Consider the following 19,499-nt stretch of genomic DNA (forward strand, 5'->3'; position numbering starts at 1 on the left):
TGGTCGCGTACTGTGCTTTCGAGCTAGCCGGGGGAGCGTTGGGCTCACCCTGCGTTATTGGATGCACGTCGCCTCGGATGCCGATGCGGCTCGACAGACCGGATGGAAGATGACCGTCTCGCACACCTCGGTTTTCACGCCCATGGCTGCTGGACTGCCACCGAACGTCACCGAGGACATGGTCACCGACACGATCCTGCCCGATCTGGCAGACGATCGCGTCGCGACGTTGACCGGTAAGGATGAGCCCGAGCTCGCGGCAATCGTCGCAGCGGCAGGCGAACGCAACATCCCGCTGAGCATCGTGGTCGTTCCCGGTAATCCAGGCCACGACTCGAATCTACGTGATCTGGCCACGGAGGTCGGCAAGACCCAGCACGGCACCGTTTTGGTGCTCAGCGACGACTGGGTCGGCACCTACAGCGACTCGATCAGCCGGGTCAGACTCGAATGGGCCGAGGACGTCTCGAAGAGCACCCAGGGCCACAGTGCCGTTGCGGCACAGCGCTTCCTGGACAAGGTGGAGCAGCCGGAGGCGGTGTCGTGGACGACGATCGCGAGCGTTCTCGTCGTCGGCACCGTGGCGGCGGTCGGCGGGCTGTACTGGGTGAAGGTGCGGCGGGCGAAGCGCGAAGCGGCGGACGGTGTCCGGGTTGGTGCGGACGTCCGGAGTTAGCTGAGAACCCTCGACGAGGTGCCCGGCAGCGTGCAGCTGCCGGGCACCTCTGCGTTGCGGCACCGATCGCGGCGAGTCGCGCTGCGGCGCGCAGCGCTGGGGAGTAGCCGCACGCGTGGAAGACCAAGGGGTATCCATCCAGCAACTTTTCGTGACGACCGGTTTGCTTTTCCGGCTGGAAACCCTTGCTACATCCGGCTAATTCCAGGCAACGAGCAAAATCCCGCCTGTCATTGTGTGGCTGTTGTTTCTTTGGTGACGGAAGTGTCGTACCGTTCGAGTAGTTGCTGATGGGGAAGAAGTGTTGTCAGGGGTTATCTGCCGACCACGGAGCATGCCGGTGTGGCGGGAACTCGCGGGGTGAAGCGGAAGTCGGATCCATGGGAGGTGCGATGCGCAACGACGGCAAGTCCGCCTTCCGGCGTCCGATGGTGGTCGCTATGGGGTTGCTGGTGTCCGTTGCCGTGGTGCTCGCCGGACCAGCGGCCGCGGTGCCGCCGCCACCGCCGAACCCGAGCGACGGCGAGATCGCCGATGCCGGAGCACAAGTCGACTCGGGCGTGGCGGAAGTCGGGACGCTCATCAACCAGGTCGCGTCGGTTGATCAGCAACTACAGCAACTCGACGGCGAGGTCGCGCGTAAGCGCGAAGAAGTGAACAAGGCACTCGTCGACCTGCAGGACGCCCGCGACGCCGCCGACGCGGCCGCGGCGGCGGTGGTCGCCTCCCAGCAGGAATTGGCCGACGCCGGAACCCGAGTCGGCCAGGCGCGCCGCAACTTCGATCAGTTCGCGGCCCAGGCCTACACCCGCCCCGCGGCCGAGTCGATGGTCGTCTACCTAGCCGCCGCCACGCCCGCCGCCGCCCTCGATCAGGCCCAGCTGCTCTCGCTGGTTTCGAAGAATCAGCAGCAGGTGCTCGAAGGCCTACGCCGGGCCCAGATCGATCAGGGCAACAAGAATTCCAGTGCGCGCGAAGCGAAGTCGGTCGCCGACGCGGCGGCCGCCGCGGCCGAGCAGAAGAAGATCGATGCCGAGAATGCCGTCGCCGCGGCCAAAGCCGAGCTCGACAAGCAGACGGTGCAGCGCGACAACCTACTACGCCAGCGCTCGGATGCCCAGGGCCGCTTGGATTTCGCGCGACAGAACGTGGCGGGATTACAAGGGCAACGTGATGCCTACCTATCCTGGGAACAACAGCGCAGGGCAGAGGAAGCCGCGGTGCGTGCGGCCGCGGCCGCGGCCGCCGCCAGGGCCAACGGGGATCAGAACGCCCGCGATCGCGCGAGCCAGCTCGGCGCGGGCCAACGCCCGCACATCCAGCTGGAGAACATGCCACCGAACTGGCGACCCAGCCCACGTCCGGCTCTCCCGCCCATCGGCGGCTCCGCGGCCGTCGAGACGGTGGTCGACCGCGCGATGTCCCAGTTGGGCGTCATCTACGCCTGGGGTGGTGGCGACGCGAACGGGCCGACCCAAGGCATCAGCGACGGCGGCGGCGCCGCAGACGCACACGGCGATTACGAGAAGGTCGGCTTCGACTGTTCGGGACTCATGATCTTTGCCTTCGCGGGCATCGGAGTCCCGCTGCCGCACTACAGCGGCTATCAGTACAACGCGGGCACCCGGGTGCCGGTCGATCAGCGCGTCCGCGGCGACATGCTGTTCTGGGGGGCGAATGCCAGCCAGCACGTCGCGCTGTATCTGGGTGACGGGCAAATGATCGAGGCGCCGGAGTCGGGTTCGGTGGTCCGGGTTTCGCCGGTGCGTGAAGCGGGCATCATGCCCTATGCGGTGCGAATCGTCAGCTGAGCGACGCCGTTCAGACTGGCTGACGCTGCGGGCCTCGCACGCGCCCCGCATAATTGCCCGAACCGGACGTCCGAAAGTGTCGAATTCTCTTCATGTCGGGTCCGGTTGCGGCACATATGGCCATTACCTGGAATAGTTGTGGCAGCACGCACAGGACCAAGGCGAAAGCGGGGATGTTGGTGACTTCGACAGACGGTGTGAGCGGGGCGAATTTGGCGAAAGATGCGCCTGCGTCCACGCCTGGCACCCTGGAGCGAGACGTCCAGATCCTGGAGAAGGCGATCTACGAGGTCAAGCGGGTGATCGTCGGCCAGGATCGACTGGTCGAGCGTCTGCTCGTCGGCGTGCTCGCACGTGGTCACGTCCTGCTCGAAGGTGTGCCTGGCATCGCGAAGACCCTGGCTGTCGAGACCTTCGCCAAGGTGGTCGGCGGGTCGTTCTCCCGGGTGCAGTTCACCCCCGACCTGGTGCCGACCGACCTGATCGGTACCCGCATCTACCGGCAGGGCCGCGAGGAATTCGACACCGAGCTCGGCCCGGTCGTCGCGAATTTCGTGCTCGCCGACGAGATCAACCGCGCGCCCGCCAAGGTGCAGTCGGCGCTGCTCGAGGTGATGGCCGAGCGGCACGTCTCGATCGGCGGCAAGACCTACCCGATGCCGAATCCGTTCCTGGTCATGGCGACTCAGAACCCGATCGAGAGCGAAGGCGTGTACCCGCTGCCCGAGGCGCAGCGCGACCGCTTCCTGTTCAAGGTCGTCGTCGACTACCCCTCGGTCGAGGAGGAGCGCGAGATCATCTACCGGATGGGTGTCACCCCGCCGGAGGCGACGCGGATCCTCGAGCCCGAAGAGGTGGTCCGGCTGCAGAAGGTCGCCGCCAACACCTTCGTGCACCACGCGCTCGTCGACTACGTGGTCCGGGTGATCGCGGCGACCCGTAAGCCCGCCGACTTCGGCATGCAGGACGTGGCCAACTGGATCGCCTACGGCGCCTCGCCGCGCGCCAGCCTCGGCATCATCGCCGCGGCCCGCGCCGTCGCGCTGATCCGCGGCCGCGACTACGTGGTGCCCCAGGACGTGGTCGAGGTGATCCCTGACGTGCTCCGGCACCGCCTCGTGCTGTCCTACGACGCGCTCGCCGACGAGATCAGCCCGGAGGAAGTGATCACCAGGGTGCTGCAGACCGTCGGTCTTCCTCAGGTCGCCCCGCAGGCTGTCGCGCCCGCCGCACCCGCCGTCGGTTCCGGTGCGCCGCAGCAGGTTTCGCAGCAGAACGGCCCGCAGGGCGCGCCGCAGCAGGGTGGCCAGCCGGTGCCGCAGCCGCCGAACGGGCAGCAGTCCCAGCCCGCCGGCAACATCCAGAACAAGTGACCGCAGCGCCGGAACCGTTCCCCGCAGTGTCTACCAACCCCCGGTCGGCTCCGCACCAGGTCACGCCGTCGCACGCGCCGCCGTCGTTCCACGCGGGTGAATTGACCGACCCGCGGCTGTCCGCGGCGCTCAAGACCCTCGAGCTCACGGTGCGCCGCAGGCTGGACGGCGTGCTGCACGGTGACCATCTCGGCCTGATCCCCGGCCCCGGCTCCGAGCCGGGCGAGGCGCGCACCTATCAGCCGGGTGACGATGTGCGGCAGATGGATTGGTCGGTCACCGCCCGCACCACCCATCCGCACGTGCGGCAGATGATCGCCGATCGCGAACTGGAGACCTGGCTGGTCGTCGACCTCTCGGCGAGCCTCGACTTCGGCACCGCGGCCTGCCAGAAGCGCGATCTCGCGATCGCCGCCGCGGCCGCCATCACGCATCTCACCAGCGGCGGCGGCAACCGGATCGGCGCGGTCGTCGCGACAGGCGAACAACTGGTCCGGGTGCCTGCCCGCAGCGGGCGGGTGCACGCCCAGTCGCTGTTGCGCAGCATCGCGACCACGCCGCACGCCCGCGACGGCGTCCGCGGCGACCTGCGCGGCGGCATCGAATCGCTGCGGCGGCCCCAGCGCAAGCGCGGCCTCGCGGTGATCATCAGCGACTTCCTCGGCGACATCGACTGGCAGCGGTCGCTGCGGGCCATCTCGGCGCGCCACGACCTGCTCGCGGTGGAGGTGCTCGATCCGCGCGACCTGTCGTTGCCCGATATCGGCGATGTCGTGCTGCACGACCCGGAGACCGGGCGCACCCGCGAATTCAGCGTGACGCCAACGCTGCGTGCCGATTTCGCGGCCGCCGCGCAACGGCACCGGGAACAGGTCGAGCAGGCGCTGCGCAGCTGCGGCGCGCCGGTGCTCACCTTGCAGACCGATCGGGACTGGATTGCCGACGTGGTCCGGTTCGTCTCCACCCGGCGCCACAGCATGGGCGCCCCGACCGGGCGGGTGCCACGGCAGTGAGTATTTCGCATTTCACCGCAGGCTTGTGGCTCGGCTTCCTGGCCGTCCTCGCGCTGATCGCGTTGGGCTATGTGCTTGTTCAGCGCGGCAAGTACAAGCACATGCTGCAGTTCAGCAACATGGAGCTGCTGGAGAAGGTCGCGCCGTCGCGGCCGAGCCCGTGGCGGCACGTGCCGATCGCGCTGATGCTGGTCGGCCTGGTGTTCTTGACGATCGCGGCGGCCGGGCCGACCGCGGTCAAGAAGGTGGCGCGCAACCGCGCGACCGTCATGCTCGTGATGGACGTTTCGCTGTCGATGGAGGCGACCGATGTGCCGCCGAGCCGGATCGAGGTTGCGAAGAAGGCCGGTAAGGACTTCGTCGACGGCCTGCCGGAGGGGCTCAACATCGGGTTCGTCACCTTCGCGGGTACCGCCTCGGTGATGGTCACGCCGACGACGAACCACGAATCGGTCAAGGCGGCGATCGAGAACGCCAAGCTGGCCGAGCGGACCGCGACGGGTGAGGGCATCATCACCGCGCTCAACGCGATCGACACTCTCGCCTCGGTGCTCGGCGGCGCCCAGCAGCCGCCGCCCGCGCGGATCGTGCTGATGTCGGACGGCAAGCAGACCGTGCCCGCGTTCGAGGATGTCAGCCATCCGCGCCACGAATATGTCGCGGCCAGGCTCGCCAAGAACAAGAACATTCCGATTTCGACGATCTCGTACGGCACCAAGTGGGGCAAGGTCACCATTCAGCAGCCGGACGGTTCCAGTGACTCGGTTCCGGTGCCGGTCGACGACGACGCGATGCAGGAAATCGCGCGATTGTCCGGCGGTGAGTTCTACACCGCGTCGACCTTGCAGGAATTGAGCAAGGTGTACGACACCCTCGAACAGCAGATCGGCTTCGAGCTGACCAGGGGTGATGCGAGCCGCCCGTGGTTGCTGCTCGGACTGTTGATCACCTCCGCCGGTGTGATCACCGGTTTGTTGTATCGCCAGCGGTTGCCGTAACCCGATACGCCGAGTTGTGTTGACGGGTCAGCTGTTTCGCCACTAGCTGACCCGTCTTTCGGCGTTCTCGGGGTGCCGCCGTCAGATGGAGAGGTCACCGGGCTTCGTGGGCGTTATGCGAATTTCGGTGCGGTTCCTTGTTATTGCCATCGGGTATATCCGATCGTTCGGTCGAACGCCGCGCCGCCAACCCCGCACGTCGGCGCGGTGCGGTGGGTGGCGGGCGGGTCATGACCGGCGGATCCGACCAGGTAGGTTGATGCCCATGTCGAACATCACATCCCGGTCCGTCCTGGTGACGGGCGGTAACCGTGGCATCGGTCTCGCAGTCGCCCAGCGTTTGGCCGCCGACGGTCACAAGGTGGCCGTCACCCATCGTGGTTCCGGCGCGCCCGAGGGCTTGCTCGGCGTGAAATGTGATGTGACCGATAGCGATTCGGTCGACGCCGCGTTCAGCGAGGTCGAGGAGAAGCAGGGCCCGGTCGAGGTGCTCGTCGCCAATGCGGGCATCACCGACGACACCCTGCTGATGCGGATGTCGGAGGAGCAGTTCACCAAGGTGATCGACGCGAACCTCACCGGCGCATTCCGGTGCACGAAGCGCGCGAACCGGAACATGCTGAAGGCGCGGTGGGGTCGGCTGATTTACCTCGGCTCGGTGGTCGGCATGAGCGGGCAGGCTGGCCAGATCAACTACGCGTCCTCCAAGGCAGGCGTGATCGGCCTGGCCCGTTCAGTGGCCCGCGAACTCGGCTCGCGCTCCATCACCGCCAACGTGGTCGCGCCCGGCTTCATCGAGACGGACATGACCGCGGGCCTGCCGGACGACCTGCGCGAAATGATCGAGAAGTTCGTTCCGCTCAAGCGCGTCGGCCAGCCCGAAGACGTCGCGGCGGTCGTCAGCTTCCTCGCGTCCGAGGACTCGCGCTACGTCACCGGTGCCGTCCTCCCGGTCGACGGCGGCATGGGCATGGGCCACTAGTACCTTCTATCTCGACACCCTCGACCTCAGGAGAACCGAAAACCCATGGGCGGACTGCTCGAAGGCAAGACCATTCTGGTGACCGGCATCATCACCGACTCGTCGATCGCGTTCCACGCGGCCGCGGTCGCGCAGGAGCAGGGCGCCAAGGTGATCATCACCGGCATTCCGGAACGCCTGCGGCTGATCGATCGGATCGCCAAGCGGCTGCCGCAGGAAGTCCCGCCTGCCATCCCGCTCGACGTCACCAACGAGGAGAACCTCGCCGAGCTCGCGGACAAGGTGCGCGAGCTGGCGCCCGAGGGCATCGACGGCGTGCTGCACTCGATCGCCTTCGCGCCGCGCACCCTGATGGGTCCGGAGGCGCGCCCGTTCCTCGAGGGCCCGGGCCCCGACGCGGCCAAGGCGTTCGAGATCTCCGCGTGGAGCTACGCGTCGCTGTCGCGGGCGGTGCTTCCGGTGATGAACGAGCGCGGCTCGATCGTCGGCATGGACTTCGATCCGCGCACGGCGATGCCGTACTACAACTGGATGGGTGTTGCCAAGGCCGCGCTCGAGTCGGTGAACCGGTACGTGGCGCGAGAAGTGGGCGCCGCCAAGAAGATTCGCTCGAACCTGATCGCCGCAGGCCCGATCAAGACGCTGGCCGCCAAGGCCATCGCGGGCACCGCCACCGACGACGCCGCCAAGCTCAACCAGCTCAACGAGTACTGGGACGGCGCATCGCCGATCGGCTGGGACGTCGACGACCCGACGGTGGTCGCCAAGTCGATCGTCGCGCTGCTGTCGGACTGGCTGCCCGGCACCACGGCGTCGATCATCTACGTCGACGGCGGCGCCAGCCACAACACCTGGTTCCCCGAGGGTATGGCGATCAACTGAGCGAAGGAGGGCAATGTGAGTCGGGCTGCCGACGCACTGCTGCTGCTGTCCTTCGGCGGCCCCGAACGTCCCGAGGATGTGATGCCGTTCCTGGAGAACGTCACTCGGGGCCGAGGGGTACCGCGCGAACGCCTCGACGAGGTGGCTGAGCACTACCTGCACTTCGGTGGTGTCTCGCCGATCAACCGGCTCAACCGCGACATCATCGCGGCGGTGCAGGCCGAATTGGCTACGGCGGGTATCGATCTGCCGGTGTACTTCGGCAACCGGAACTGGGCGCCCATGGTGGAGGACACCGTCGCGAGCATGGCCGCCGACGGTATCCGCTCGGCCCTGGTGTTTCCGACCTCGGCGTGGGGTGGCTACTCCGGATGCCTGCAGTATCACGAGGACATCGCAAGGGCGCGTGCCGCTTTCGGCGACGGCGCGCCGGATCTGATCAAGTTGCGTCAGTACTTCAATCATCCCTTGCTGATCGAGACGTTCGCGGATGCGATTCGTGCGGCGCGGCAGGAACTTCCGGCTGAGCGCCGGGACGGGGCGCGCCTCGTTTTCACCGCGCATTCCATCCCGGTGTCCGCCGACGCCACCGGGGGGCCGCCGTTCGATGGTGGCAGGCTGTACAGCCGCCAGGTCGCCGAGGCGGCCCGCTTGTGTGCCGCCGCAACGGGATTCACCGACTACGACCTGGTGTGGCAGTCTCGTTCCGGCCCGCCGCAGGTGCCGTGGCTCGAACCCGACATCGTCGACCACCTGGATGAGTTGTCTGCCAAGACCATCGAAGCCGTCATCGTCTGCCCTGTCGGCTTCGTCTCCGACCACCTCGAGGTGATCTGGGATCTGGACAACGAGGCGAAGGAGAAGGCGGCCGAGCTCGGCATGGCGTTCGCGCGCGCGGCCACGCCCGGCACTGATCGACGGTTCGCGCAGCTTGTCGTCGAATTGATCGGTGAGCACGTGGCGGGACGCGAACAGCGCTACCTCGGTGACGTTCCCGGCTTCGGCTGCACCACGAACGGCCGCCCCTGCGCCGAGGGCTGCTGCGCCCTCCCTCCACGGCCTCGCGGCTAGTGCGGGAGTTTCCGCACACCAACTGATTTCCCGCACACCGACTTGCCGGGCGAAACGCCGTGTGCGGCATCGGAAGGTGTGCGGGAACTTCGTCAGAACGTGACGGTGGGCACGCTGGGCGTTGGCGGCGCCATCGGTCGCGTATCCCCACGAGTGGGGATACCGGCAGGTGCTGGCGTCGAATTCGGGTGCGCTAGCATCGCTCTCGCCTTCGGACCAAGCCGAAGCGGGGTGCTAGGAAATTGATGACTTATATCGACATGGTGACGACAACCGGGTTGTTGGACATGGGGGCATGGTCCGACGACACCGTGTGGACGGCGGCGCTGGAGACCAGCGAAGCGCGGCGGCGGGGTAGCAGAGGCGGCAGCGGCGGATCTTGGGTGGTCGGCGCGGTCTGCGTCGCCGTGATCGCCGTCGTGGTGGTCGGCCTCGTGTGGCTCTCCCGGCGAAACAAGAGGCAGGGGCAGAACCAGCTCCAGCAGGCGGGCAACGGCGTACCGCCGCAGCAGTTCTCGGGTCAGCAGTACCCGCAGCAGCAGGCCTACCCGGCCCAGCAGCCGGGATACCCGCCGCAGCAGCCGCATCCCGGCCAGCAGTACCCGCAGCAGCAATACCCAGGACAACAACAGCCGTACCAGCCGCAACCGCCGTACCCGTACCAGCCGCAGCCATACCCGCCCCAGGGGCAACCACCCGCGCAGTACTAACGAGACCGCGGGCGTGTCCCGTCGATCCCCACCGGGCGCGAATGGGACTCCACCGAGCCGAAACCGGCCCGTTGCCACTGCTATGTCCCGCTCGGCGACTAGGGCCGAATCCCTGCACGCCAGCGGGGCGAGGTGATGTCGAATCGCACTTGCCGCCGCCATGTCCCGCTCGATTCCCGTATTGGCGTCGGGTGGGACATCACTGAGCCGAAATCGGCGTGTCGCCGCGGCTATGTCCCGCTCGGCGACCACGGTGCATGGCGCCTGTCAGGCGCTGAATGGCGTGTGGTGGTTCAGAACAAGGCGACGGGCACGCGGGCGTAGATGCCGGGGTAGCCGGGTTCGGTGGCGCCTTTGCCCCACGAGGTGAGGGCGACGAGCTTGCCGTCTACGAGAAGTGGTCCGCCGCTGTCGAACTGGTTGGAGTCGGACTGGGTGGAACCGGCGCACAACGCTTCTCGCGGGTCGAACGAATCACCGTAGGCGGTGCAGTCGCTGTTGAGCGGGATGGTGGCGGCGTGCAGGAGGGGGTTCGCCCAGTCCTCGTCGGAGGTGGCGCCCCAACCGAGGATGGTGCCGGAATCGCCGTGCGCCGTACCGATCTGCACGGTCGGGCGCTGGACCGGGTGCTCAAGGGTGAGCACGGCGAGGTCGTTGTGAAAGGCGAGGTCGGTCTCGAACATGGTGATCCGGAAGTCGGGGTGCACCCGAACGCCGGTGACGCGCACCGAGGTTCCGTCGGTGGTGCGCAGGTCGGTGCGATCGAACGTGACGCGCAGCGCCGCGGGCACCCGTCCGGTGAACACGGCGCAGTGGGCGGCCGTGAGCACCTGGTCGGGCGCGATGAGCGTGCCTGCGCAGATCTGCCCGGACGGGCGCAGCGGCAGCAGCGGGGTGCCGATGGCAACCAGCCACGGGTATGCGGTCGCGTCGGCGGGCTGACCACCGACCACCGCCTGCGCCGGAGCGGCTCCCGGCAGGCCAAGACCGACTACCGCGGCGGCGAGAACCGCCGCGAGCGCTGCGGTGGATCGCATCGCGCACCCTTCCTCATGATCGAGTTCCTCGAAGCACACTATGCCCGCGTCACGGTTGACGCGACCGAACTGGCTCCAGCCGTGGGATCACTCGGGCCGAGGGCCCCGTCGTCGCGGCCGTCCACGTGCGTGCCCACCTGCCGGTTCCGCCGGCTAGTGCGTCACAGCATGCACAGCGACCAATCGCGTCGCAGTGTCTGCCGTTCAGGAAGAACTTCGCAGTGTCTGCCGTTCAGGAAGAACTACGGACCGGCGCATGTATAGCCGCCAACCGAGCCGCGCGGATCGCGTCCCACAGCGGCTTCAACAGCGACTCCTGCGCGCCGATCGCACTGGCCGAGGTCGGCGAGGACGCCGGTTCCCGTTGCGCCACAGTGAGGATGGCGGCGACATGGTCGGCGGAATCGAGAATCCGCTTGGCCCGCAACGGAATCGAGCCGGGGTAATCGTGCCGCGAGTAGTCGGCCAGCTCGGCCTCGATGAGCTCACGCGGATCGGAGTCCGCCGAACCGACCGAGGTCGTGTGCAGTTGCATCAGGGCGTCGGCGGCATCGCGGACCGCCTCGCGCATCGCGTATTCGGCCTCGCCGAGCGACATGTCCGGTCCTGGCGTCGGCGGGATCGGGGTGCTGTAGACCGCCCACTGCAGCGTGTCGTCGTCGGTCCACAGGGGGATGAGGCCGGTGCCCTCGGCGCCGGGCACGCCGATGAGCAGACCCTCCTCCGCCGCGATCGCATCGGCGGCGAAGGCGGTGCCGATCGGCAGGCCGCGCACATCGCCTGGGACCGGAAGGACCAGCCGCAGCTGTGCGCCAGGCTGTGCCATCGCTTCGCGAATCACCTTGAGCAGTGCCATCATTCCGGTGCCCGGCAGGTCACCGAGCGACGGCCAGGGCAGGTCGGTGCGACCGCCGGTGACCGGATCGCCTGCAGCGATGGTGTGCGTTGGCGCCCAGGCGTGCAGGGCCTCCAAGACGTCATCGGGCGCGCTACAGCCGGCCAGCCATGAGCCGGCCCACACCGTCAGCGTCGCACTAGGAGAGCACATAATTATCGAGCATAAAGGGTGTGGGTTATTCGCGGGCATTCCCGCAAAGGGCATTCCTGACCAGGGGGACGGTCGCTGGCGTCACTCCGGTTCGGTGACGAAGTCGATGAGGCGCTCGACCGCGCCGATGAGCGGCGCCTCCAGATCTCGGAACGATTCCACCGCGCCGTAGACGCGTCGCCAGCCGTCTTGCGGGGTGCCCCAGCCGAGGCGGGTGCAGATGCCGGTCTTCCAGTCCTCGCCACGTGGCACCTCAGGCCAGGCGGCGATGCCGACGGCTGCGGGGCGCACCGCCTGCCACACGTCGATGAACGGATGTCCGGTGACGAGCACGTGCTTGCCGAGCCCGGTGGTGAGTTGGGTCTCTTTGGATCCGGTGACCAGATGGTCGACCAGAACCCCGACGCGGCGGCCCGGCCCCGGCGCGAAATCGGTCAGCCGCTCTGCCAGATTGTCCAAGCCCTCCAGATGCTCGACGACCACGCCCTCGACCCGCAGGTCGTGTCCCCACACCCGTTCGACCAGCGCGGCGTCGTGCACGCCCTCCACCCAGATGCGGCTGGACTTGGCGACCTTGGCGCGCAGGCCGTCGACCCGGGTGGAGCCGGACGCGGAACGAGTCGGCTTGGCTGGGGCGGTCGCGGTCGGCCGGATCAGCGTGACCGGCTCGCCGTCGATGAGGAACGCGGCCTCGCGCAGCGCGAACAGCCGCACCGCGCCGCGTGCGTCCTCCAGCTTGACGAACTCGCCGTCGTAGCTGCGGTCGAATCCGACGACGGCGCCGCAGAATCCGCTCGCCGCGTCCTCGACGACCAGGTCGCGATCGGCCGTCACCCGCGGTACCGCCCGCTTTTTCGCTCGGGAATGTCCGGAGAAGATGTCGCCGCCATAGCTGTCATGCCCGCTCACCCGCCTGAAGCTAGCACCGCCGCTGTGGATTTCGTACCTCGGTGCGCACCGGCGCGTCTGCGCGGTGATCGCTGCCATTTCGTGATTCACCCGAGATCGGCAGTCGTGTCAGTGCCGCCCGAGATCATCGCCGCCGCACTACAGTGGTGGCGTGGCCGCAATAGTTTGGCTGGTCGCGGGCATCTTGCTTGCGGCGGCCGAGATGCTCACCGGGGACCTGACGCTGCTGATGCTAGGTGCTGCCGCGCTCGGCACCGCGGGCATCAGCTCGGTTGCGGGCACCTCGCTGGTGGTCGACGCCGTCATCTTCGCCGTGCTCACCCTGGTGTTGATGCTCGGTGTGCGCCCGCTGCTGCGGCGCCGGTTCGGGAACCCGCCGCCGATCCCGACGAATGTGGATGCGCTGCAAGGCAAGTCGGCGACCGTGCTCGAGCAGGTTGCCGAGCATTCCGGGTTGGTGAAGCTCGGCGGCGAGGAGTGGACCGCACGGCCGATGGACGAGAACGAGGTCTACGAACCGGGCACCAAGGTATTTGTCATGAGGATCGACGGCGCCACCGCCGTCGTTTGGAAGGGGCCGTAATGGCTGTACTGATCGTTGCCGCTGTACTCATTCTCTTGGTCGTGGTGGTGGTCTTCAAGTCGATCGCGCTGGTGCCGCAGGCCGAGGCCGCGGTGATCGAACGGCTCGGGCGTTATTCACGCACGGTGTCGGGCCAGCTGACCTTCCTTGTCCCGTTCGCCGACCGCATCCGCGCGAAAGTCGACCTGCGCGAGCGGGTGGTCTCCTTCCCACCGCAGCCGGTGATCACCGAGGACAACCTGACGCTGCACATCGACACCGTGGTGTATTTCCAGGTGACGAGCCCGCAGGCGGCGGTCTACGAGATCAGCAACTACATCGCCGCGGTCGAGCAGCTCACTGTCACCACGCTGCGCAACGTGGTCGGCGGCATGACGCTGGAGCAGACGCTGACCTCGCGCGATCAGATCAACGGCCAGCTGCGCGGCGTGCTCGACGAGGCGACCGGACGCTGGGGGCTCCGGGTGGCGCGGGTCGAGCTGAAGAGCATCGATCCGCCCGCATCGATCCAGGAGTCGATGGAAAAGCAGATGAAGGCCGATCGCGAGAAGCGCGCGATGATCCTCACCGCGGAGGGCACCCGCGAATCGCAGATCAAGATGGCCGAGGGCGCCAAGCAGGCGCAGGTGCTGTCCGCCGAGGGCGCCAAGCAGTCCGCGATCCTGGAGGCCGAAGGTGAACGGCAGAGCCGCATCCTGCGTGCGCAGGGTGAGCGGGCCGCCTCCTACCTGCAGGCGCAAGGCCAGGCCAAGGCCATCGAAAAGGTCTTCGCGGCAATCAAATCCGGCAAGCCGACGCCGGAACTGCTTGCCTACCAGTACATGCAGACGTTGCCCTTGGTCGCCAGGGGCGACGCCAACAAGGTGTGGCTGGTGCCGAGCGACTTCGGCAAGGCGCTCGAAGGGTTCGCCAAGAGCTTCGGTTCGCAGGGCGAGGACGGTGTCTTCCGTTACGAGCCGCCGAGCGACGACGGTCAGCCCGTCAAGGTGGAGGACGACTCCGATGTGGCGGACTGGTTCGACACTGCCGCCGACCCGGCCATCGAACGGGCCGTTCGCGCGGCCGAGGCGACGGCCCGTACCCCGGTGGAGGGTTTGATGTCACCGCCGCCCGCGGCGCCGCGCCAGCAATCACCCCACCAGGCGGTGTTACCCGGGCAGCAAGAGGGTCTGCCTGCGCCGCAGCAGGCACCGCAGCAACAGCAGCCGCAGCAACAGCAGCCGCCGCAGCAACCGCAACAACCGCCGAACTACCGTCCCGACGACCCGCAGGGTCGGCCGTGGCAGCCGCCGGAGACCTTCTCGAAGTAGGTTTTCGACACGGCGAGGTGCCTCGGGGGGTCATGCGAAGCAGGCGGGAACTACTGCAAGTGGCGCTGGTCGCGCCGCTGGCCGCCGCCTGTGCGCCGGAGCTGCTGCTCGGCAACCCCGGTGCGATCCGCATCGGAGTGTCGTGGAGCGGAACGGAATTGGCGGCGTTCCGCGCGGTGCTGGCCAGCCTCGGCTACACCGACCAGGTGGACGTCGTCCCGCTCGGCGACGATATCGAGACCGCGTTCACCGCGGGTGGTCGCTCCGCGCCCGACATCGTGATGCTGCCGCAGGCGGGCCGGGTGCGGGCGCTCGCCGAGCAGGGCAAGCTGAAACCGGTCGCCCGCGCGCTGTGGTCCGACGAGCTCGGCTCTCGGTATCCGGACGTCTGGCGACAGTTGTTGCAGTACAAGGGCGAACCGTACGGCGTTCCGTTCAAGGCCGCCGACAAGTCGATGGTCTGGTTCAACAAGCAGCTGGTCGCGGAGTACCGTCTCGGCGACCCGGCGGGCTGGACGCTCGCGGACTGGCTGGACCGGATGGAGGTGCTCGCCGAGGCACCGGTCCGGTTGCTCGCGCTCGGCGCCGCCGACGGCTGGGTGCTCACCGACGTCTTCGAGAACGCGTTGCTCGCCGAGTCGCCGCGGATCTACGACGAGGTGGCCGTCGCGGGGGGCAGGCACGCGTGGGACAGTCCCGCTGTGCGCGCCGCGTTCGGGCATCTCGGCCTGCTCTGGGGGCATCGGCACGCGTTCCCCGGCGGTGTCGCGGCCGCGTTGACCCGGCAGTTCCCCGACGCGGTGCGGGAGGTGTTCGAGCATCGGCGCGCGGTGATGGTGGTCGAGCCGGATTTCGCCGAGCCGATCGTGAATGCCGCCGTGCAGCGTTCAGGGCGCCGAGTCGAAGATGTGGTCGGTGTCGCCGCGTTTCCGGCGGTCGAACCGGGGCTTGCGCCGCCGCGGATCGTCGGCGGCGACGTCATGGTGGTGACCAAGTCGGCGACCACGCAGGCCAGAGGACTGGTCGACGCACTCGCCGCGCCGGGTGCCGCGCTGCCGTGGATCCAACAATACGGCGGATTCCTCAGCCCGAATCTACGGACCAGCGCACCGTATTCGCCGCTGCTCGAACAGTCGGCCCGCGCACTACGCACCCGCAGCGCCTTCGACCTCTCCGACCGAATCGGCGCAGTCGGCGGCCGAAACGGCCTGTGGCGCATCCTGACCGACTTCCTGATCACCGTCGGTGACGGCGCGATAGAACGACTCGACGAGGCAACCGATCGCGCGATCATCGCGCTGGATGCCGCGGATCGGGGGCGGTGATGACGGGGCCGCTTGATTACCAGGCCAATGGGTTGCGGCTCGAGCTCGCTACCCGGCGGATGAGTGGGCCGCTCGTCGCGGGTAGTCATCCGCGTCGCTGGATCGGTTGGGCCACTGGGCTTCCCGCGACGCTGCTGACGGTGTCGTTGGTGGTGGTGCCGGTGGTGTGGACCGTCGTAATCGCGGTGCGCGCCAAGCCGTTGGTGGTCGTCGCGTGCCTGCTGGTCGCGGTTGGCGCGGTCGGCGCGACTCAACTCGCCAGGCACCGTTGGGTTTCCGGGGTCCGGCTGCTGTGCTGGCCGATCGCGCTCGGACTGGTCGGTGCGGGAATGTGGTTGCTGGGCAAGGGGCTCGGCCGCGACGGCACGTGGGCGTATGTGCGGACACTGGCCTGGGTGGTGTTCGGGGTCGTCCTGCTCGGCATCGCGTTGGGCATCGCGTGGTTGGCGCGCGACTCCCGGTGGCTGTGGCGGCCTTTGATTGTGCCGTTCGGGATCTCGGCGGTGGTGTCCGGTGTCGCCTTCCGGCTGATCTTCCAGTTCGGCGGTGATTGGCTCGGCATCGACAGTGTGGCCGTGTACAAGTGGTGGTTCCGTGCGATGCTCGGTTCCGCGTTCCTGTGGACCTGGCTCGGCTTCGTCACCGGGCTCTTTCGCGCGGGCATCCTTGCCGTCGAGGCGGATCCGGTCCGCGCGGGCTACCTGCACGGTGACGGCAAACAGTTTCCGTTCCGGCGGCTGTTCGAACTGCTGCGTCCTGTCGTGCTGATCGTCGGGCTTGCCGTCGGTGTCGCGGCGGCCAGGGTGTTCGACGTGGTGCTCATCGGGGTGCCCGGCTCGCTGCAATATCAGATCGACAGCGCGACCGTGCATTGGTGGCGGCTCGCCGTCGACCCCGGTGTCGACCCGGGCGTGGCCGCCGCATACGGCTTGCCGCTGGCGGTGCTTGTCGGCTTCGTGGCGTGGTTGCTGCAGACGAATGTGCGCAGGCACCGGACGAGTTGGGCCGCGCAGGCCGGTCAGGAAGGGATGGTGGCGCGGGACGGGCTCGGCATGCGCCGCGGGCTCGGGATGTTCACGGTGTCGGTGTTGGCGCTCGCGCCGATCGGGTGGCTGATCGTGGTCGCGCTGCGCGATCGCGGTGGATTCGGATTCGGCGCGGTCACCAGGATGTTTCGCGATCCGGCGCTGGTGCGGTCACTGGAGACCACGGCATGGGTCGCGTCGTTGGCCACCCTCGTCGTGGTCACCGCGGCGGTGCCGGTGGCGTATCGGCTTGCGGCACTGCGGCCGAACCGGCCCGCCGCAGGCATCGCGGTCCTGACACTTGTCGTGCTGTCAGTGCTGCCGGTGCAGAGCTATCTCGGCCCGGTGGACGCCTTCATCGACGCAAACGAGCTGTCCGGCACGCGAATTCCGTTGATCCTGCTGCACGCAGCGGCCGGGCTGCCGATCGCGATCCTGGTGTTGCGCGGCGCACTACTCGCCGCACCAGGCACTCCCGCCGCCGACGCCCTGCACGGGCTCGCCGGCCCCGGCGCGATCGTTCGCCGAGTACTGCACTCGGCGGGCCCCGCACTCGGCGCGGTAGCGGTGCTCGAATTCATCCAAGTGTGGAACGATTTCGTGATCGGGCTGCTGATCAGCGGTGCCGGCGCAACCCCGTGGTCCTTACTGTTGTGGGGCGGCGCACGCCAATTCACCGAGAACTCAGCCCAATTGGCGGCCGGCTCCCTGATCTCGGCGGTCCTGCCGGTCGTCCTCCTGGTGCTGACCTGGCGACGCTGGCTGGTCCCCGGCCTCACCGGCGGGGTGCTGCGATGAATGTGCCCGGTGGGCGAATTGTGTTGGGGCGTAAGCAGTGTGCGTCGTACTGGCCGTGGTCGGGTGCTGCTCGGGTACTGCGGCGAGTGCGTTCGGTGGGCGAATCTCGGTGCGGTGTGGCTTGAGTCGGGCGAGGTCGGGCGGCGAGGTGAGGATATGAGCGACGGCGGCGATCAGTCGGGGCAAGGGGCGGAGGGGGGTGTCGATCGGGTTGCGCCGAGATCGTCTGTTTGGCAAGGGTTTCTGGGAACGACGTCGGTGTTGTCGTCCACGTTGCTGCTCGAGCTCGCACACAACATGGTGGTGAACTCGTTGGGGGAGAGTTCTGTCGCCAAGGTGGCGGCGAACGCGTTGCGCGGGCTGTGGGTGGTCATCGTGCTTGTGGCGGTGGCCTACGTGGGCTACCGGAGTCTGCTCTGGTACCGCGAAAGGATCCGCACCGCACATGAACTCGATCTGATCGCGGATCTCGTCGAGCCGGGGCCGCGGGTACTTGCCGTTGAGCGGGAGCCGTGCCCGGGCCCGCCGCGCATCGTGGCAGCGCTGAACGGTCACGAGATCGGCGCGGTGCTGCGAGAGCTCCCCGTTCGCGAATTCGAGGCGATCGCACTGCTCGCCGCCCTGACTGCCGCTCTCGACGCGCCTGCGCGACTGCCGCTGGAACAGGTTGCGCCGCATCCCACCGGCACCGTGCTACTCGACGACCTCCAGCACCGCGGCATCGTGACATCCCTTGGTTCGCAACGCTTCTGTCTGCGGCAGGTGCCGCGGCTGCCGGATCGGGCGACGGTGCTCGCTGGGGCGCGGTGGCGTGCAGCGTTGACCGCGCTCGTGCATTACTACGCAGACCGGGCGACCCGGTGGGCGTTCGCGCTCAATTCGGTCCGTTTCGCGGCGGGAGCGCGGCGCTGGTTCGAGTCCGAGGAACCCTATCTGCGCACGCTGATCACCAGCTGTGCGGCGCTCGGCGACGTGGTGCCGGCGACTCTCGCGCCAGAGCTGGTGCGGATCGGTGACGCACTCGACGCATGGCATGCCCGGATCGGGTTGGGGGAGAACAGCTCCGGGCTGGCCGCCGAGTTGTGTGCGGTGCATGGGTTGGAAGACCTTGTGCTGCACCGTGATCTGGCGTGGATGCGGGCGGACCGACTGCGCGCGCGGCCGCAGCGGTACCGGCCGCGCAACCTGTCGACCAGCTTGGCCGCGCGGTGGGAACATCGTGCGGCGCTGCGCCTACTGGCTACCGCGCCGACGACGGCGGTTGAGCGTGAGGCGAAGTTGGCCGCCGCGGCGGCGCGACTGGAGGCGTCCTGGTGGTTGCTGCCGCGCGAGGATGTCGCCGGTGAGGTGTGCGCGTTGATCAATCTGGCGGTCGTGCATATTCGTCAGGGCAGGCTCGATGCCGCCCAAGATCGGTTGGAGCTGGCCGAATCCCTGACTCGCACCGGTCGCGACCCGGATGGCCGTGCCCACGTCCACGAGACGCTCGGCATCGTCTGGTGGACGCGCGGTGAACCGCGACGCGCATTGCGCTGCTGGCAGCAAGCGCTGACCGGCTATCGCACCATGGCCGACGATCACGGCACCGCCCGCTGCCTGCAGCATCTCGGCTCCGCCATGATCGTCGCCCCAGAACACGGCGGCACTCTGCTCGGCGCTGACCCGCCGCTCACCCGCAGCGAAGTCCAACGCCAAGCCAGTGGCTGGCTCGCCGAGGCGCACCGCCTGCATCCCGCCGCACGCTACGCGGAACACTATGCGGGCCAGGTGCGTTCGATGCTCACCCCATCCACCCGCCGCGAGGGCATCCGCAGGCTACTTCCGCCCCGCGAATCGACCACCTCGCTCGACCAGATCGATCGTTGGCCACTGCCTATCGCAGACCCCGCCATGACGGTGTAGCCGACGGGCGCTCATCCGAGATTTATCCTTCGGCTTTCCTGGGCCC

17 protein-coding genes are annotated in these 19,499 nt (G+C 68.0%); 14 read left to right on the top strand and 3 right to left on the bottom strand.

Annotated features, from left to right (window positions below):
- Nucleotides 1-109 precede the first annotated feature (109 nt).
- From ACGFNJ_RS26830 to ACGFNJ_RS26870, 9 genes are all read left to right on the top strand, one after another.
- Complete coding sequence (locus ACGFNJ_RS26830; RefSeq protein WP_393453641.1) at nt 110-676, top strand: DUF6676 family protein; 567 nt, start codon at nt 110-112, stop codon at nt 674-676.
- Between the two features lie 392 nt (nt 677-1,068).
- A complete protein-coding gene (locus ACGFNJ_RS26835; protein WP_393453644.1) occupies nt 1,069-2,487 on the top strand; it encodes an NlpC/P60 family protein in 1,419 nt (472 codons plus the stop codon).
- 173 nt (nt 2,488-2,660) lie between these two features.
- Complete coding sequence (locus tag ACGFNJ_RS26840; RefSeq protein WP_393453647.1) at nt 2,661-3,860, top strand: AAA family ATPase; 1,200 nt, start codon at nt 2,661-2,663, stop codon at nt 3,858-3,860.
- Between the two features lie 26 nt (nt 3,861-3,886).
- Nucleotides 3,887-4,873, top strand: coding sequence for a DUF58 domain-containing protein (locus ACGFNJ_RS26845; protein ID WP_393453650.1), 987 nt, complete (start codon nt 3,887-3,889; stop codon nt 4,871-4,873).
- Nucleotides 4,870-5,871, top strand: coding sequence for a VWA domain-containing protein (locus ACGFNJ_RS26850; RefSeq protein ID WP_069167155.1), 1,002 nt, complete (start codon nt 4,870-4,872; stop codon nt 5,869-5,871). The genes ACGFNJ_RS26845 and ACGFNJ_RS26850 overlap by 4 nt, the downstream gene beginning before the upstream one ends.
- A 265-nt stretch (nt 5,872-6,136) precedes the next feature.
- A complete protein-coding gene (gene fabG1, locus ACGFNJ_RS26855) occupies nt 6,137-6,853 on the top strand; it encodes a 3-oxoacyl-ACP reductase FabG1 (protein WP_393453653.1) in 717 nt (238 codons plus the stop codon).
- A 45-nt stretch (nt 6,854-6,898) separates the two neighbouring features.
- Nucleotides 6,899-7,735, top strand: a complete 837-nt coding sequence (gene inhA / locus ACGFNJ_RS26860) for an NADH-dependent enoyl-ACP reductase InhA (protein ID WP_069167157.1) — start codon at nt 6,899-6,901, stop codon at nt 7,733-7,735.
- Between the two features lie 15 nt (nt 7,736-7,750).
- Nucleotides 7,751-8,806 (top strand): ferrochelatase, encoded by a 1,056-nt coding sequence (locus tag ACGFNJ_RS26865; protein ID WP_393453657.1) that lies wholly within the window; start codon nt 7,751-7,753, stop codon nt 8,804-8,806.
- Nucleotides 8,807-9,051: 245 nt separating this feature from the next.
- Nucleotides 9,052-9,516, top strand: coding sequence for a hypothetical protein (locus ACGFNJ_RS26870; protein ID WP_393453660.1), 465 nt, complete (start codon nt 9,052-9,054; stop codon nt 9,514-9,516).
- Nucleotides 9,517-9,809: 293 nt separating this feature from the next.
- Here the strand turns inward: ACGFNJ_RS26870 and ACGFNJ_RS26875 are convergent, their stop codons facing one another.
- The 3 genes from ACGFNJ_RS26875 to ACGFNJ_RS26885 all read right to left on the bottom strand — a co-directional run bounded on the left by ACGFNJ_RS26875 (nt 9,810) and on the right by ACGFNJ_RS26885 (nt 12,510).
- Complete coding sequence (locus ACGFNJ_RS26875) at nt 9,810-10,553, bottom strand: S1 family peptidase (RefSeq protein ID WP_393453663.1); 744 nt, start codon at nt 10,551-10,553, stop codon at nt 9,810-9,812.
- A gap of 232 nt (nt 10,554-10,785) precedes the next feature.
- Nucleotides 10,786-11,601 (bottom strand): hypothetical protein, encoded by an 816-nt coding sequence (locus ACGFNJ_RS26880; RefSeq protein WP_393453666.1) that lies wholly within the window; start codon nt 11,599-11,601, stop codon nt 10,786-10,788.
- 81 nt (nt 11,602-11,682) lie between these two features.
- Complete coding sequence (locus tag ACGFNJ_RS26885; protein ID WP_393453669.1) at nt 11,683-12,510, bottom strand: DUF3097 domain-containing protein; 828 nt, start codon at nt 12,508-12,510, stop codon at nt 11,683-11,685.
- Nucleotides 12,511-12,661: 151 nt separating this feature from the next.
- Here ACGFNJ_RS26885 and ACGFNJ_RS26890 point away from each other — a divergent pair, with 151 nt between their 5' ends.
- The 5 genes from ACGFNJ_RS26890 (at nt 12,662) to ACGFNJ_RS26910 (ending at nt 19,453) form a co-directional block, all read left to right on the top strand.
- A complete protein-coding gene (locus ACGFNJ_RS26890; RefSeq protein WP_393453672.1) occupies nt 12,662-13,093 on the top strand; it encodes an NfeD family protein in 432 nt (143 codons plus the stop codon).
- Nucleotides 13,093-14,403 carry an SPFH domain-containing protein gene (locus ACGFNJ_RS26895; RefSeq protein ID WP_393453675.1) on the top strand — a complete coding sequence of 437 codons (1,311 nt, stop codon included), beginning with the start codon at nt 13,093-13,095 and terminating at the stop codon, nt 14,401-14,403. The genes ACGFNJ_RS26890 and ACGFNJ_RS26895 overlap by 1 nt, the downstream gene beginning before the upstream one ends.
- Nucleotides 14,404-14,435: 32 nt before the next feature.
- Nucleotides 14,436-15,728: an ABC transporter substrate-binding protein gene (locus ACGFNJ_RS26900; RefSeq protein ID WP_393453678.1), complete on the top strand. Its 1,293-nt coding sequence runs from the start codon at nt 14,436-14,438 to the stop codon at nt 15,726-15,728.
- Nucleotides 15,728-17,551 carry a hypothetical protein gene (locus tag ACGFNJ_RS26905; RefSeq protein WP_393453681.1) on the top strand — a complete coding sequence of 608 codons (1,824 nt, stop codon included), beginning with the start codon at nt 15,728-15,730 and terminating at the stop codon, nt 17,549-17,551. The genes ACGFNJ_RS26900 and ACGFNJ_RS26905 overlap by 1 nt, the downstream gene beginning before the upstream one ends.
- 258 nt (nt 17,552-17,809) lie before the next feature.
- The gene (locus ACGFNJ_RS26910) at nt 17,810-19,453 is read left to right on the top strand and encodes a tetratricopeptide repeat protein (protein ID WP_393453684.1); all 1,644 of its coding nucleotides are present in this window, start codon (nt 17,810-17,812) and stop codon (nt 19,451-19,453) included.
- Nucleotides 19,454-19,499 lie beyond the last annotated feature (46 nt).

Source organism: Nocardia sp. NPDC049149 (genome assembly GCF_043197455.1).
Classification (GTDB): domain Bacteria; phylum Actinomycetota; class Actinomycetes; order Mycobacteriales; family Mycobacteriaceae; genus Nocardia.